Source organism: Paenarthrobacter sp. NPDC090522, from assembly GCF_044769225.1.
GTDB lineage: Bacteria > Actinomycetota > Actinomycetes > Actinomycetales > Micrococcaceae > Arthrobacter.
Genome location: NZ_JBIVXL010000003.1, coordinates 175,382 through 190,048 on the forward strand (window position 1 = coordinate 175,382; position 14,667 = coordinate 190,048).

A 14,667-nucleotide genomic window follows, 5' to 3' on the forward strand; every position below is an offset into this window, starting at 1 on the left:
CCTACGCCGTGACCCCCGCCGGAGCCACGATCACTTCCGTGCCCTTGGATTCAAAGGCGGCCCTGTGCTCCGGCGAGATCCCGGCATCGGTAATGAGGTGCCGGAATTCGTAGCCGGCCATCGCGGCGAACGAGCGGCGGCCTACCTTCGAGGAATCGGCAACCACGTAGGACTCGGTGGCCCGCCGCGCCATGACGGTGTTCACCATGGCCTCGCCTTCATCGGTGATGGTGGGGCCAAGGTCGGGGTCCACGCCGTTGACGCCGATGAACGCAATGTCCAGCGCCACCTTCTGCATGATGACGTCCGTGTAGGGGCCCACGAGTTCGTAGGAACGGGGATTCAGGATGCCACCGGTGACCATGATCTTGATGTTCGGACGCACGGCCAACTGCGAGGCGATGTTGATGGCGTTGGTGACCACCGTGAGCGTGGGCCGGTTGGAGGGTGCGTTCAGGTCCTCACGGGTGGACAGCAACTGGGCAAGAGCCGTGTTGGTGGTCCCGCCGCTGAGGCCGATCACCGCTCCGGGGCGGATCAGCGCGGACGCCGCCAAGGCAATGTCCTGTTTGGCCTCTGCATGGTCGTCACGGTTGTAACGGCCGGGGAGATCGTAGGCCACCGATCCAGTGGTGGCGCCACCGCGGGTCCGGCTGAGCAGGCGCTGCTTGGCAAGGCTGTCCAGGTCGCGCCTGGCCGTTGCCGGAGACACGCCAAGCCGCGTCACGATGTCCTCGACTTCCACGTGGCCGGATTCGGCCAGGAGGTCCAGGATGGCGGTCAGCCGATCGGTGCGGGTCATGACAAGCCTTTCGCGTCGGTCCAGCTATTTCGCTTTGGCGAACAGCGTCAGCATACGTGCAGATTCCAGCACCAGGGCGTCCCGGCCGGCCTTGAGGTACTTCCGGGAATCCACCACTGCAGGGTAGGCATCGAGGTACTCACGGACGGCGCGGGTGAAGAACCCGTTCAAATGTGTGGATACGTTGATCTTAGTCATACCCGCCCCGATCGCAGCTACGAGCATCTCGTCTGTGACGCCGGAGGAACCGTGAAGGACCAGCGGTTTTCCCACCGCGGATTTCAGCCGGGTGATGAGGTGCAGGTCCAGTTCGGCACTCCGCTCGGTCATGGCATGTGACGACCCGACGGCGACAGCGAGCGCGTCCACGCCGGTTGCTTCCGTGAAGGCAGCAGCTTCCCCCGGGTCCGTCCGGACGCCCGGCGCGTGTGCCCCGTCCTTGCCGCCGACCTTGCCGAGTTCGGCTTCCACGTAGACGCCCCGGTCGTGGGCGTAGCGGGCTACCCGCCGCGTGACTTCCACGTTCCAGTCGTAGGGCAAGTGGGCGCCGTCGTACATGACGGAGCCGAAGCCGAGGTCCACTGCAGCGAGTGCGAGGTCTTCGGACTCGGCGTGGTCCAGGTGGACGGCGACCGGAACGTTGGCGTCCCGGGCAATCGCCAGGGTGGCCAGGCCGATCGGTTCGAGCCCCCCGTGGTAATTGGCACAGTTCTCGGAGATCTGCAGGATCAGGGGCACGCCGGCGGCTTCGGCTCCGGCCACGAGGCCTTCGGCTGTTTCCACGTGGATGACGTTGAAGGCGCCCTGGCCTGTGCCGTTGGCCGCGGCTTTCTCCATGAGCTCCCGCGTGTTGACCAGGGTCACCGGGTCTCCTTCCATGTCACGATCAGTTGTTCTTCGAGTTCCTTGTAGCGCGGCGAGATTTCGCCTGCGGCCGGCATGAGGACCGCCGCAGCGGACCAGGCGGTGGCGCGCCGGAGGATGTCACGTGGCTCCGTCCTGCCTTCGGCGAGGGCGACGGCGGCAGCCGCCACACCGGCGTCGCCCGCCCCTGTGGGGTTCCCACTCAACGGCGCCGGCAACCGGGCACTCCAGTAGCCGCCGGGGGCGGCGTGGTCGAAGGCCAGCATGCCGTCAGCCCCGGCGCTCACCAGCACAGTGCGCGCGCCCAAGGCGATGAGCGAGAGCGCCGCAGCTTCAACGCTTGGCTCCCCCGTGGCCTCGGCGAGTTCGTGATGGTTCGGTTTCAGCACGTCCGCGCCTGCGCGGGCTGCGGCGATGATCGCGGGACCGGACGTGTCGATGATGGCCGGGATCCCGGCGTCGTGCGCCAGCTGCACCAGCGAGGGATAAAAGTCCGCCGGCGCGCCCGGCGGCAGGCTGCCGGACCCAACCAGCACGCTGGCCCCGCCCTGGCCGTCACCGCCTTGCACGGCCTTCACGACGGCGGCAGCCAGCGAGCGCCAATCGTCGGGAAGGAGGGGCTGGCCTTCCTCGTTGAAAATGGAGGTCTCGCCGGAAACGGTGTCCACGAGCGCGATGCTTCGCCGGGTTTCCGCGGCCACATTGACCAGGGTGTGCGGCACACCGCTGGTCCACAGTTCGGCGGCCAGGGTCTGGCCGGCGGCACCACCTGTGGGGGCGATAGCGAGGACCGGGTGGCCGGTCTGATGGGCCACCCGGGCTACGTTGAGTCCTTTCCCACCTGCCCGGCTCAACGGTGTGGGTACCCTGTGGCTTGCGCCCTCGGTGATGCCGTGGACTGTGTAGGTCATGTCGATCGCGGGGTTGGGCGTCACGGTGACGATGCGGTTCACGGCGCGCCTCCCACAAGGGTGCGATCCAACGCGCTCCGTTCCAGGAGGGCCCGTGCGTTGAGGGCGGCGCCGAGGAGGCCTGCGTCCTGGCCGAGCTGTGCTTTGAGCAGGCGGGGACGGCGCTGGAAATCCAGGGTCTGGTCAATCTTTCGGCGCAGCGGCTCCAGCAGTTCATCCCCTGCTTCGGCCAGGCCACCGCCAATCACTACTGCTTCGGTGCCGAGGATGTTGACGCACTGGCAGATGGTGAACGCCAGCGCGTCGACGGCATCCTGCCAGATCCGGGCCGCGCGGGGTTCGCCCGCACGGGCCCGGACCAGCACTTCCCTGGCGCCGTCCACGGGTTCCGGGGACTGCGCGTTGTAGCGCTTGGTGACGGCTCCTGCGGAGCCCACCGCTTCGAGGATGGTGGAGCGGTGTGGTCTTTGGTCCGGGTCGGGCACCTGGGCGTGGCCCAACTCCCCGGCAAATCCTCCGGCCGTGACGGCCTTGCCTCCGGAAAACACGGCGGCAGCGATCCCGGTGCCGACCACCATGACCACTACTTCGCTGAATTGGCGGGATGCCCCGAAACGGTGTTCCACTGCCGCTGCCGAGCGGACGTCGTGATCGAAGGCGACGGGTAGGCCCAGCCGTTTTTCGGCTTCGGCAGTGAAAGGGAAGTCCCGCCAGCCGAGGTTGGCCGAGTACACGCCCACACCTTCCGTGGAGTCAACGATGCCGGGGACGATGATTCCCGCTGCTTTCGCAGGCACCTCCGGGAACTCGGCCGAGAGTTCGTCCGCGAGGGCCGCCAACCGGTCCAGGACTGCTTCCCCGGGGTGGGTACGGTCCAAGGGGGTGGGGACGCGGCGCATGCCCAGGACGCTTCCGGAGGTGTCGACTATGCCGGCCTTGATGTCGGTGCCGCCGACGTCGAAAGCCAAAACGGCCGTGGGCGCGGTTCCGAGAACCATGGCAGTGGCCTAGGCGGACGCGTCGAGGATGACTGAGCGCGTCAGGTTGCGCGGCAAATCGGGATTCAATCCGCGCACGCGGGCGCGCTCCAAGGTGACCTTATGGACCCGGGCGAGTTCGGCGAGCGGGTGCTTGTCCGTGTGGATGTAGAGGGCTCCGGTCACGGCCATGTCCTGGTCCAGGCCGTCGGGCTGGTTGCCGAAAAGCCAGGTAACACGGCCGGGGGCCGCGATGGAGATCGGTCCGTGGCGGTATTCCATGGCCGGGTAGGACTCGGTCCAGCCTTGGACTGCCTCACGCATTTTCAGGCCTGCTTCGTGGGCCAGGCCTACGGTCCAGCCGGTTCCGAGGAAGGTGAATTGTTCGGCGTCCAGGAGTTCCTGCTCTACCGGTGCGGTGACGGCGCTGCGAGCGTCCGCGATGGCGGTGGTTAGGTCGATGCCCAGGCTGCCCAGCAGGTACACCAGTGCGGTGGTAGCGAAGCGGGTCTGGACCACGGAGCGCTCATCGGCGTAGGGCAATCCGATGACGGCATCGGCCAGGTCCACGATGGGCGACGACGTGTCTCCAATGATCGCGACGGTAGGAACAATGCCCTTGAGCGCGGCCAGGATCTCCAGTACCTCGGTGGTGGTGCCGGAACGGGTGATCGCTACAACGGCGTCGTACCTGCGCCCGGTGCTGTTGTGGTTCAGGAAGGCTTCGGAGGCAGCGAACGCATCCGTGACGCCTTTACCTGCAGATTCGCGGGCCGCTGCGTAGCTTTGGGCCATGAACCAGGAGGTGCCGCAACCAATGACGGCGATCCGCTGGCCATCCGCCGGGAGAAGGTTTTCCGCGCTTGCCTGCTCCACCGCGCGCTGCCAGACGGCGGGCTGTGATTCGAGTTCCTCTTCCATGAAGGCACCCAGGGTGTTGTTGCTCATCGTGTGTTCCACTCCCGCTCAAGCAATGACGTTTTTTGATCTATAGAAACACTAAACGATCAATTTCAATCTCACAAGGATCACAGGCAGCGGTGACTGACGACTTTTGCTCATCCTCGACGCCGCTTCGATCAAGCGAGCAATCATGTGAGAACTTGTGCGAAAACACGAATATTCCGTTAACTCTTGTCAACTTCTGTCCAATGCATCAGGCTTGTCGAGTCCGCAAGAAGATGATTGTTACTCGCTCGGAATAATCAAGAAGGAGCACTATGCCCGGCTTGTCATCCCCCAGACGCATCGCCTCGCTGAGTTTGGCCTGTGTCGTCGCTTCCTCCTCGCTCGGCTTCCTCGCCCTCCCGCCCGCCACCGCGGCTCCCTCGTCCGAAGCCGCAAGCCCCGGCGCCGCCACCCTGAGGTCCGGCCAGCTCAACGTGGAAGTGTCCACCTCTTTCCCCCAGGTCTTCAGCTACACCGATACCACCCGTAAAGCCTCGCTGGACGGCTCCCGGGCCCGGCTGCACACCATCACCATCAACGGCACCGAATACGAGGCCACAGGCACCTCCACCACCTCCGGCAAGGAGGCCATGGATTACGTGCTGACGGTTCCCGGGTTCGGCAACGCCACCATCACGGCACGCCTTTCCGTCAAGAAAAACGTGGTGTCCTTCAACATCACGGGAATCAAGGACTCCCCTGATCACGTGGTCAGGACACTGCAACTCCCCCGCCTGAACCTCGTATCGGTGAATTCCACGCAGCCCGGCGCGCAGGTCTCAACGGCCAACCTGTCCGTTGACAGAGCAGTAACGGGGGACGAATTTACCCCTGTCACAGCGTCCACCCCCTTGGATCCAGCGGCGAAGAGCTCGGCCTATGCGCTTGCCAATACCGCCACCCTCGGAGCAGCGCTGGAATCCAATGCCCTCTATGACAGCTCCTCAGGACCCGGAGCCAAGGACCGCGGCCGGTTCTGGCGCCAGGCGGTCTCCGACGGTGCGGGCGGAGTCTCCCTGGGCATCTCCAGCGGCCAATGGCTTTACCGCGCTGAAGGATCAGGCGCCACGGAAGAACTGCCGTGGACCCGCGTGGCCATCACCACCGACGCCAACGCAGACGGCGCCGTGGACTGGCAGGACGCCGCCATCGCCATGCGGTCCATCCAGGTCAGCGCCAACAAGGGCGATCAGACCCCGGACAACGTGATCACCCATATCCCTTTCAACTTCGCCTCACAGGCCACCCACCCCTTCCTGCGCACCCTCGACGACGTCAAACGGATCTCCCTGGCCACTGACGGGTTGGGCCAGGTGGCCATGCTCAAGGGCTACACCAGCGAAGGGCACGATTCCGCCAACACCGATTACGGGAACAACTTCAACACCCGCGCCGGAGGCCTGGAGGACCTGAACACGCTGGCCAAGGAAGGCAAGGACTGGAACGCCAGCTTCGGGGTCCACATCAACGCCACCGAGATCTACCCGGAAGCGAAGTCCTTCAGCGAGGATCTTCTCCGGGCAGACAAGGCGCTTGGCTGGAACTGGCTGGACCAGTCGTACTACATCAACCAACGGCAGGACATTACGTCCGGCAAGCTCGCCCAGCGCATCAAGGAACTGCGCGAGGCCACGGACAAGAACCTGGACTTCGTCTACGTGGACGTCTACTACGAGTACGGCTGGCTCGCCGAGCGCCTCCAGCAGGAGCTCGTCAAGAACGGCTTCCGCGTCGGGTCCGAATGGGCGGACCACCTGTCCAGGAACAACACCTGGTCCCACTGGGCCAACGATGAGAAATACGGCGGCTCCACCAACAAGGGCATCAACTCCCAGATCCTCCGGTTCATCAACAACAGCCAGTCGGATGTGTGGAACCCCGATCCCAAACTTGGCGTGAGCCACATCGTAGAGTTCGAAGGCTGGACGGGCCAGAACGACTTCAATGCCTTCAGCGAGAACATCTGGACGGCCAACCTGCCCGCCAAGTTCCTGCAGCACCACCCCATCACCAAGTGGACCGCTGACCGGATCGACCTCGCAGACAATGTTTCCGTGACGGGCAATACCGCCGAAGCCCGCAACATCACCGTAGGCGGCGCGTCAGTGCTGACCGGGGGCACCTACCTGCTCCCCTGGTCCTCCAAGGAGAACAACACCCTGGACAAGCTCTACCACTACAACCCCGCCGGCGGTTCCACCACGTGGACGCTGACCAAGGATTTCGCCAAGGCCAAGTCCCTGGAATTGTTCAAACTCACGGACAACGGCCGGGTGAAGGTTGCCGACGTTCCCGTGTCCAACGGCCAGGTCACTGTCACAGCCGACGCCAAACAGCCCTACGTCCTCACAACCAAGAGCAACGCACTTCCCAAAAAAGCCGACTTCGGTTCAGGGACCGTCTTTGCCGATCCCGGCTTCAACGGCTCCGACCTGACGACCTGGAACCCCACCGGCTCCGTCACCCAGGTACGCGACGACAAGGGCCGCCGCTTCGCGCAACTGGGCGCATCGCCGTCGTCGATCGGCCAGGAAGTAAAGCTCGACGCCGGAACCCAGTCCGTCAGCGCCTGGGTGGAAATCCAGCCGGGCAAAACCCGGCCCACCACCCTCTCCGTCACGGTCGACGGGAAAACCGAGCGCGTCACGATCGACTCCTCCAACGCCGAGAACTTCGTGGCAGGGGACGAAAAACACGGCACCTCGTTCCAGCGCCTCCGGGTCCTGGTGGACGTGCCGCGCAACAACACCAAGGCGACCATCACCCTGAAAGCGGACGACGGCGACGCCACAGTGCGCGTCGATGACTTCCGGACGGTGAAGACCGCCCGGGTGGCCACCACCGGCGTGCTCAGCGAAGACTTCGAAAACGTTGACCAAGGTTGGGGACCGTTCGTGAAAGGCAACGCCGGAGGCTCCACCGACCCCCGGACGCACATCACCGAGCGCCACGAACCCTTCACCCAGAAGGGCTGGCACACCAACGTGATCGACGAAGTACTGGACGGCCAATGGTCCTTGATTGCCCACGACGAGAACCTTGCACCCAGCGGAGGACCCGGCCTGGTGTACCGCACCACGGAGGCAACCGTTCCGTTCAAGGCCGGTCACAAGTACAAGGTCTCGTTCGACTACCAGAACTCCAAGGCCGGGCAATACGCCTGGGTGTCGGGATACGATTCGGCGGCCGGACCTGCGGTGACGGGAAGCCAGCCAATCGACGCCAAGACCAGCACCAACCGCTTTGAGCAGGTGTTCGATACCGGCTTCTGCGGGGACTATTTTGTGGGTCTGCAGCGTACCGGCGGCGCCAACGGATCGGACGTCACCTTGGACAACCTCCTGGTGGAAGACCTCGGCGAATCCTCCGCAGTACCGGCCTGCGCCCAGCTCACGGGCTCGCTTCAGGGCGACGTGATCCAGCAAGCGAAGGCCCAGGACTTCGTCACCACCTTCGTCTCGGATGAGCCCGCTGCCATCAAGGATCTGTCGGTTTCGTTGGAACTGCCCGAAGGATGGACCGCGACGCCCGCCACTCCGGCAACCGCGCCAAGTGTGCCTACGCGTGGCAGCCTCACCACCACGTGGAAGATCACCGCACCGGCCTCGGCGGACGGCGACTATCCCCTGAAGGCAACAGCCACGTACTCCACAACCTCGGACCCGGTTGGTACGCGGACGATCAGCACTACGTCGTCCGTTCGTACCCTCCCCAAGCCGCCGCAGGCCACCGTCTACGCCAGCGACCACCCCTGGGTGAGTGCAACCAACGGTTGGGGGCCGGTGGAGAAGGACCTGTCCAACGGAGGTACCGGAGCTGGTGACGGCACACCGCTGACGCTCAATGGCACCGTCTACTCCAAGGGACTCGGGGCGCATGCCAACAGCGCCATCCGCTACTTCCTGGGCGGCCGTTGCAGCGCCTTCACGGCAACCGTGGGGATCGACGACGCGCAAGCGACCCGGGGCAGCGTGAAATTCTCCGTGGTTGCCGATGGAACAGCGAAGGTGACAACCCCGGTCCTCGGGGCCACGAGTGCTCCCCTGCCTTTGACGGCGGACATCGCGGGAGCACAGTACGTGGAACTTGTCGCCAACGATTCCGGTGACGGCAACGGCAACGACCACGCCGACTGGGCGGACGCGAAGTTCACCTGTTCCTAGGCTGTTGCCCCGCTCCTAGACAGCCTGCCGGCCGGCCCGCCACACCGAATGCGTCAGCGGGATACCCGGCCGGTAGGCAAGGTGCGTCGCCGACGGCGCCTTGAGCATGTGCAGGTCCGCGCGATGACCGACGGCGAGCGAGCCCACCGCCCGTTCGCCGTCGACGTCGTTCCCGGATTCCCGGCCCAACGCCAAGGCGCCGCCGTACGTCGCCGCCCGGACGGCTTCGTGGACGCTCAAGCGCATCTGGAGGACCGCCGTCGTGACGCAAAACGCCATGGAACTCGTGAAGGAGGTACCCGGGTTGCAGTTGGCCGCCAACGCGATCTGCACGCCGGCGTCGATCAGTTCCCTGCCGGGGGCCAGCGGCTGGCGCGTGGAGAGGTCGCAGGCCGGGAGGCACGTGGCGACGGTGCCCCTGGAGCCGGTACCGGTGGCGGCATCCCAGCCCGTCCACGTACCCGCGAGCGCCCGGATGTCATCTTCCGAAAGGTAATTCACGTGGTCCACGCTGGCGGCACCGAACTCCACTGCCAAGGCCACGCCCGGTCCTTCGCCCAACTGGTTGCCGTGCACGCGCAACCCCAGTCCAGCCTCGCGGGCAGCCTGGAGGACCCGCCGGGACTGCGCCTCGGTGAAGGCACCGGTTTCGCAGAACACATCAGCCCAGCGGACGTAGGGCAGGACGGCGTCGAGCATCTCGCCGCAGACCAGGTCCGTGTACTCCTCAGCATCCGATCCGGACGGTACCAGGTGGGCTCCGAGGTAGGTGACTTCGTCCACGAGTTCGGCGGCAATACGGGCGCTCCGGGCCTCGTTCTGTACGTCCAGCCCGTAGCCCGTCTTGCTCTCCAGGTAGGTGGTGCCCTGCGAGACGGCTTCCTGCACCCGGGCGCTGACCAGTGCGCTGAGTTCGTCATCGCCTACGCTGCGTGTGGCGTTGGTGGTTACGCCGATTCCGCCCGCGCTGTAGCTTTGGCCGGCCATGCGGGCCTCGAATTCGGCGGTGCGGTCGCCGGCGAAGACCAGGTGGGAGTGCGAGTCCACCCAGCCCGGCAGGACGGCGCGGCCTTCGGCGTCGATCTGGTGGTCCGCTGCCGGGGCTTCGGCACTGGAACCGATCCAGGAAATCCGCTCCCCTTCCAGCACGATTGCGGCGTCCTTCAGGACCCGGTGCTCCAGGTCCTGGGTCATCAGTTCACCGATATTGGTGATGAGTGTGGTTCCGGTCATGTCCCTATTGTTCAGCGCCGGATGGACCAACGGACTGCTGCCAGTTGCTCCGCTGTCCGGGATTCCGGACTCTCGGGCTGGACGTTTCCCAAAATGAGGGCCGCGGCGAGCTCGGCAATGGCCGATGAGGTTTGGAAACCGTACCCGCCCTGCCCGGCCAGCCAGAAGAAACCTGGGGCCTCGGCGTCGAAACCAACCACGGGTACGCCGTCGGCGGCTTCTGTCCGCAGGCCGGTCCAGGAGCGGTCCACGGACTGGATGCCGAGGGTGGTAACGGCATTGAGGTTGGCTATGAGCTTATCCACGTCGCCGGCGTACGGTTTGGCGTCTTCGGCGCCGCTCGGCACGTGTTCCGACGGCGAAATCAGCACCTGGTTGCCTTCGGGCCGAAAGTAGAAGGAATCGTCGGCCGCGCACACCATGGGGGTTTGGGGAGCGAGCGGGTTTTCCACGTTCACGATCGCCGCCGTCCGGCGGAACGGCTGCAGGCCGAGTTTCTCGACTCCGCTGATGACAGCCAGCTCGTCAGCCCACGCGCCTGCAGCATTAACCACGACGGCGGACTGGAAGCCTTCCGTCCCTGCGCCCACCTCCCAGCCACTTCCGATGCGCTGCGCCGAGTGAACCCTGGCTCCGGTGATGATGTCCGTGCCAGCTGCTTCGGCACGCTTGCGGTGGTCTTCCAACAGCAGCGGTGCATTGCAACCGTATGAGCCACTGTCCAGTCCGGCTGCCGTGAACGAGTCCGGCTTCAGGGCGGGGCACAGGTCCAGGGCTTCGGCATGGGTGATGCTGTGCATGTTGCCGCTTGCCTCGGCCTTGACCGTTGCTTCGTCCCCCACCAGCATGAATCCGCGCGGGGTCAGGACCGGCTCCGGCAGGTTTTCGTCGCGGGCCTTCATGAGTTCGAGCGTCCGGATGGTCAGTTCCTGCACCACCGGAGGGCCGTAACTGGGGATCAGTTGGCGCGCCGACCTTGAGGAGGTATGGAAGGCCAAGGATTGCTCCGCCTCCACCAACGCAACGGAACACTTCCCTGCGAGGGCCGATGCCAGGGACAGCCCGGCGATCCCGCCGCCAACGATTACCACGTCATACTTCGAAGCCATGCCCCCATCCTTCCAGACCCTCTCTCACCGAATCACCCCATCCACCAAACCCTCTCTCACCGAATCACCCCATCCACCAAACCCTCTCTCACCGAATCACCCCATCCACCAAACCCTCTCTCACTCTTTTCCGGGGGAAAGAACGGGGCGCCGATAGAGGGCAACGCGGTGAGAGAACGTCCCCAAAACAGGGGCAATCGGTGAGAGAACGTCCCCAAAACAGGGGCATTCGGTGAGAGAGCGTCCCGGAAAAGGGGGCATTCGGTGAGAGAACGTCCCCAAAAAGGGGGTGGTCGGTGAGAGAGGGTTGGGTTAGGCGACTGCGGCGCGGCTCTTGACGAACGCCTGGACGCAAGCTTCGACGTCGTCCGTGCTGTGCGCGGCGGAAAGCTGTACGCGGATGCGGGCCGCGCCCTTGGGCACTACGGGGTAGCTGAACGCGGTGACGAAAACGCCATGGCCGAGCATCTCGTCGGCGATACGCGCCGCAACCACGGCGTCACCGAACATGACCGGGATGATGGCGTGTTCGCCGTCGAGCAGTTCGAAGCCTTCCTCGCTCATCCGGCGGCGGAACAGCGCAGCATTCTCGAACAGGCGGGTGCGCAGCTCGCCCGATCCCTGCACGAGTTCCAAGGCCTTGATCGTGGCCGCAACAATGGCCGGTGCGAGGGAGTTGGAGAACAGGTACGGACGGGCCTTCTGGCGCAGCATGGCCACGATCTCGCCACGGCCGGAAACGTAACCACCGGAGGCGCCGCCAAGGGCCTTGCCGAAGGTTCCCGTGTAGATGTCCACCCGGTCCGAGACCCCGGCGTGCTCAGGGGTACCGGCGCCGGTGGATCCCATGAACCCGACAGCGTGGGAGTCGTCCACCATCACCAGAGCGTCGTGCTTCTCAGCGAGGTCGCAGATCGCCTCGAGGGGCGCCAGGTAGCCGTCCATGGAGAAGACACCATCCGTGACGATGATCTTGCGCCGCGAACCGGACGCCTCCACGAGCTTGGCTTCCAGGTCTGCCATGTCCTGGTTGGCGTAGCGGAAGCGCTTGGCCTTGCTCAAACGGATGCCGTCGATGATGGAGGCGTGGTTGAGGGAGTCGGAGATGATGGCATCGTCCGGGCCGAAGAGGGACTCGAACACACCACCGTTGGCGTCGAAGCAGCTGGAGAAGAGGATGGTGTCCTCGGTCCCCAGGAACTCCGTAACGCGGGCTTCGAGTTCCAGGTGCAGGTCCTGGGTGCCGCAAATGAAGCGCACGGAGGCCATGCCGAAGCCGCGCTCGTCCATGGCGGACTTGGCGGCGGCGATGATGTCCGGGTGGTCGGCCAGGCCCAGGTAGTTGTTGGCGCAGAAGTTCAGGACCTTGTTGGCGGGTTGGCCGAGTTGGCCCGCGGCGATGTGGCTGGCCTGGGGTGAGTCGATGTGGCGTTCGGTCTTGAAGAGTCCGGCGCTGCGGATCTCTTCCAGTTCGCCCTGCAGTTGGTCTTTGATGGCTGAGTACATTGATCTGCTCCTGAGGATTCTTAGAGTTCAGTCCAGTCGAGGACCACTTTGCCGCCCACGCCGTTGCGGGCGATCTCGAAGCCCTTTTCCCACTCAGTGGCGGGCAACTTGTCCGTGACGACGGCGGAAATGCTGCGGTGCAGCGCGGGGTTGGAAGAGAGCATGGCGCTCATGGCGTACCAGGTCTCGAACATCTCGCGGCCGTAGATGCCCTTGAGCGTGAGCATGTGCGTGACCACCTTGCCCCAGTCGATGTCGATGGACTGGCTGGGCAGGCCGAGCATGGCGATGCGTCCGCCGTGGTTCATGTTGTCGATCATCTCAGGCAGCGCCGTCGGGTGTCCCGACATTTCCAAGCCGATGTCGAACCCTTCGCGCATGCCGAGTGCCTGCTGCGCCTCGCGGACGCGCATCTTGGACACGTCCACGGCCAGGTCCACGCCCATCTGCCGGGCAAGTTCGAGCCGTGGTTCAGAGACATCGGTGATGGCGATCTTGCGTGCACCGGCGTGACGGGCAACGGCGATGGCCATCAGCCCGATCGGACCGGCACCCGTAATCAGGACGTCCTCGCCCACCAGGGGGAAGCTCAACGCAGTGTGCACGGCGTTGCCGAAGGGGTCAAAGATGGCGCCGAGTTCCGGGGTGACGGACTCGTCATGGTGCACCCAGACATTCGTTTCGGGAATGACCACGAACTCAGCAAACGCACCATCGCGCTGCACGCCCACGGAGACTGTGTGGATGCACATCTGGCGGCGTCCGGCCCGGCAGTTGCGGCAGATCCCGCAGACAACATGGCCCTCTCCGGAGACCCTGTCCCCCACCTTGACGTCACGGACGTCCTCGCCGATTTCCACCACTTCGCCGTAGAACTCGTGTCCGGCAATGAGGGGTGCTTCGATGATGCTTTGCGCCCACGCATCCCAGCTCTGGATGTGGAGGTCCGTACCGCAGATGCCGGTGGTCATGACACGGATCTTGACGTCCGACGGGCCCGCCTCGGGCTCGGGACGGTCGACGAGTTCGAACCCGGCGTGTGGTCCGGATTTGTAGAGAGCCTTCATGGAATTCCTCACTGGCTTGGTGCTGCTTCGCTGCTGCTGACTTCCATTGAAAGCCCGCCAACGATTTAGCACAACTAGATTCTTCTCAATCAACGATTTAGGATTTGCTAATGGAAATCCACCAATTGCAGATGCTCCGGGAGCTCGGGGACCTGGGCAGCGTCAAGGCAGTAGCCGAGACCCTCATGGTCACCCCGTCGGCCGTTTCCCAGCAGCTTGCGTTGCTCCAGAAGTCGGTGGATGTGCCGCTTACCCGCAAGGAAGGCCGCGCCTTGGTGCTCACCGATGCCGGCCGCGTGCTCGCCGAGGCGGGTGCCGCCGTCGTGAACGCCATGGCCGATGCCCGCGCGGCCATCGGCGCCTACCACGATGCTCCCGACGCGCCCGTGAGTGTCAGCGCGTTCCACAGCGCCGGGCAGGCACTGTTCGCACCGCTCGCCGCGCTGCTGGCTTCGGGAAAAGCGTCCGACGGCGGGATGTCGCCACGGTTGCGCCTGTCCGACGAGGATGTGGCCCAGGAGGATTTCCCGGGGTTGGTTGCGCGTTACGACCTTGTCCTGGCGCACCGCATGGATAACAGTCCCCCGTGGCCCGAGGACAAGGTGGCGGTGATCCCGCTCGCGGATGAACCCCTGGACATTGCCTTGCCCGCGGACCACCCGCTGGCAGCACACCGCGAACTGGAGCCGTCCGACGTCGTGGATGAACCCTGGGTGACCAGCCGCGATGGCTACTCTCCCGCGGACGTGCTGGCCGCCGTCGTTGCTGTGAGTGGGCGGCCGGCCGAAGTGCTGCACCGCATTAACGACTACTCCACCGTGGCGGCGCTCGTTTCGGCGGGCGGGGCGATCGGGCTGCTGCCGAGGTTCACGGCGCGGCGGGTGCTGGATGCCGGCGTGGTGCTGCGGCCACTGTCCGGAGTGAACTCGGTGCGCAAGATCGACATCCTGGCCCGGCCGGAGACGCTTAAACGGAAATCGGTCATGACGGTTTGCGAGTCACTTCAAACCGTCATGACCGGGCTTTCCGCACCCAAGTAGGTCGCAATTGTGCGCGTTTTCACTGGTCAAAACGCGCTTAACTGCGA

General features: G+C 64.9%; 11 protein-coding genes. 2 read left to right on the plus strand and 9 right to left on the minus strand.

The features are described 5' to 3' along the window. Position 1 precedes the first annotated feature (1 nt). The 5 genes from ACIQT2_RS04780 to ACIQT2_RS04800 are packed head-to-tail and all read right to left on the minus strand — an operon-like array spanning position 2 to position 4,502. Positions 2-802: a DeoR/GlpR family DNA-binding transcription regulator gene (locus ACIQT2_RS04780; protein WP_402944071.1), complete on the minus strand. Its 801-nt coding sequence runs from the start codon at positions 800-802 to the stop codon at positions 2-4. A gap of 24 nt (positions 803-826) precedes the next feature. Then, positions 827-1,681 (minus strand): class II fructose-bisphosphate aldolase, encoded by an 855-nt coding sequence (locus ACIQT2_RS04785; protein WP_402944073.1) that lies wholly within the window; start codon positions 1,679-1,681, stop codon positions 827-829. Then, positions 1,663-2,619, minus strand: a complete 957-nt coding sequence (locus ACIQT2_RS04790) for a 1-phosphofructokinase family hexose kinase (RefSeq protein ID WP_402944075.1) — start codon at positions 2,617-2,619, stop codon at positions 1,663-1,665. Before ACIQT2_RS04790 ends, ACIQT2_RS04785 begins: the two co-directional genes overlap by 19 nt. Further along, a complete protein-coding gene (locus ACIQT2_RS04795) occupies positions 2,616-3,575 on the minus strand; it encodes an ROK family protein (protein ID WP_402944077.1) in 960 nt (319 codons plus the stop codon). Before ACIQT2_RS04795 ends, ACIQT2_RS04790 begins: the two co-directional genes overlap by 4 nt. Before the next feature lie 9 nt (positions 3,576-3,584). Further along, complete coding sequence (locus tag ACIQT2_RS04800) at positions 3,585-4,502, minus strand: SIS domain-containing protein (protein ID WP_402944079.1); 918 nt, start codon at positions 4,500-4,502, stop codon at positions 3,585-3,587. Between the two features lie 272 nt (positions 4,503-4,774). Here ACIQT2_RS04800 and ACIQT2_RS04805 point away from each other — a divergent pair, with 272 nt between their 5' ends. After that, the gene (locus ACIQT2_RS04805; protein WP_402944081.1) at positions 4,775-8,665 is read left to right on the plus strand and encodes an endo-alpha-N-acetylgalactosaminidase family protein; all 3,891 of its coding nucleotides are present in this window, start codon (positions 4,775-4,777) and stop codon (positions 8,663-8,665) included. 15 nt (positions 8,666-8,680) lie between these two features. On the opposite strand, the gene hutI is transcribed toward ACIQT2_RS04805, so the two are convergent. From hutI to tdh, 4 genes are all read right to left on the minus strand, one after another. Next, positions 8,681-9,898, minus strand: a complete 1,218-nt coding sequence (gene hutI, locus ACIQT2_RS04810; RefSeq protein WP_402944083.1) for an imidazolonepropionase — start codon at positions 9,896-9,898, stop codon at positions 8,681-8,683. Positions 9,899-9,909: 11 nt separating this feature from the next. Beyond that, entirely contained in the window at positions 9,910-11,007 is a 1,098-nt protein-coding gene (locus tag ACIQT2_RS04815) for an NAD(P)/FAD-dependent oxidoreductase (protein WP_400331203.1), read from the minus strand. 312 nt (positions 11,008-11,319) lie between these two features. Further along, entirely contained in the window at positions 11,320-12,513 is a 1,194-nt protein-coding gene (locus ACIQT2_RS04820) for a glycine C-acetyltransferase (RefSeq protein WP_402944086.1), read from the minus strand. Between the two features lie 20 nt (positions 12,514-12,533). Beyond that, positions 12,534-13,580, minus strand: a complete 1,047-nt coding sequence (gene tdh, locus ACIQT2_RS04825) for an L-threonine 3-dehydrogenase (protein WP_402944088.1) — start codon at positions 13,578-13,580, stop codon at positions 12,534-12,536. Between the two features lie 110 nt (positions 13,581-13,690). Between tdh and ACIQT2_RS04830 the strand changes: the two genes are divergently transcribed. Continuing rightward, entirely contained in the window at positions 13,691-14,620 is a 930-nt protein-coding gene (locus ACIQT2_RS04830) for a LysR family transcriptional regulator (protein WP_402944090.1), read from the plus strand. Positions 14,621-14,667 lie beyond the last annotated feature (47 nt).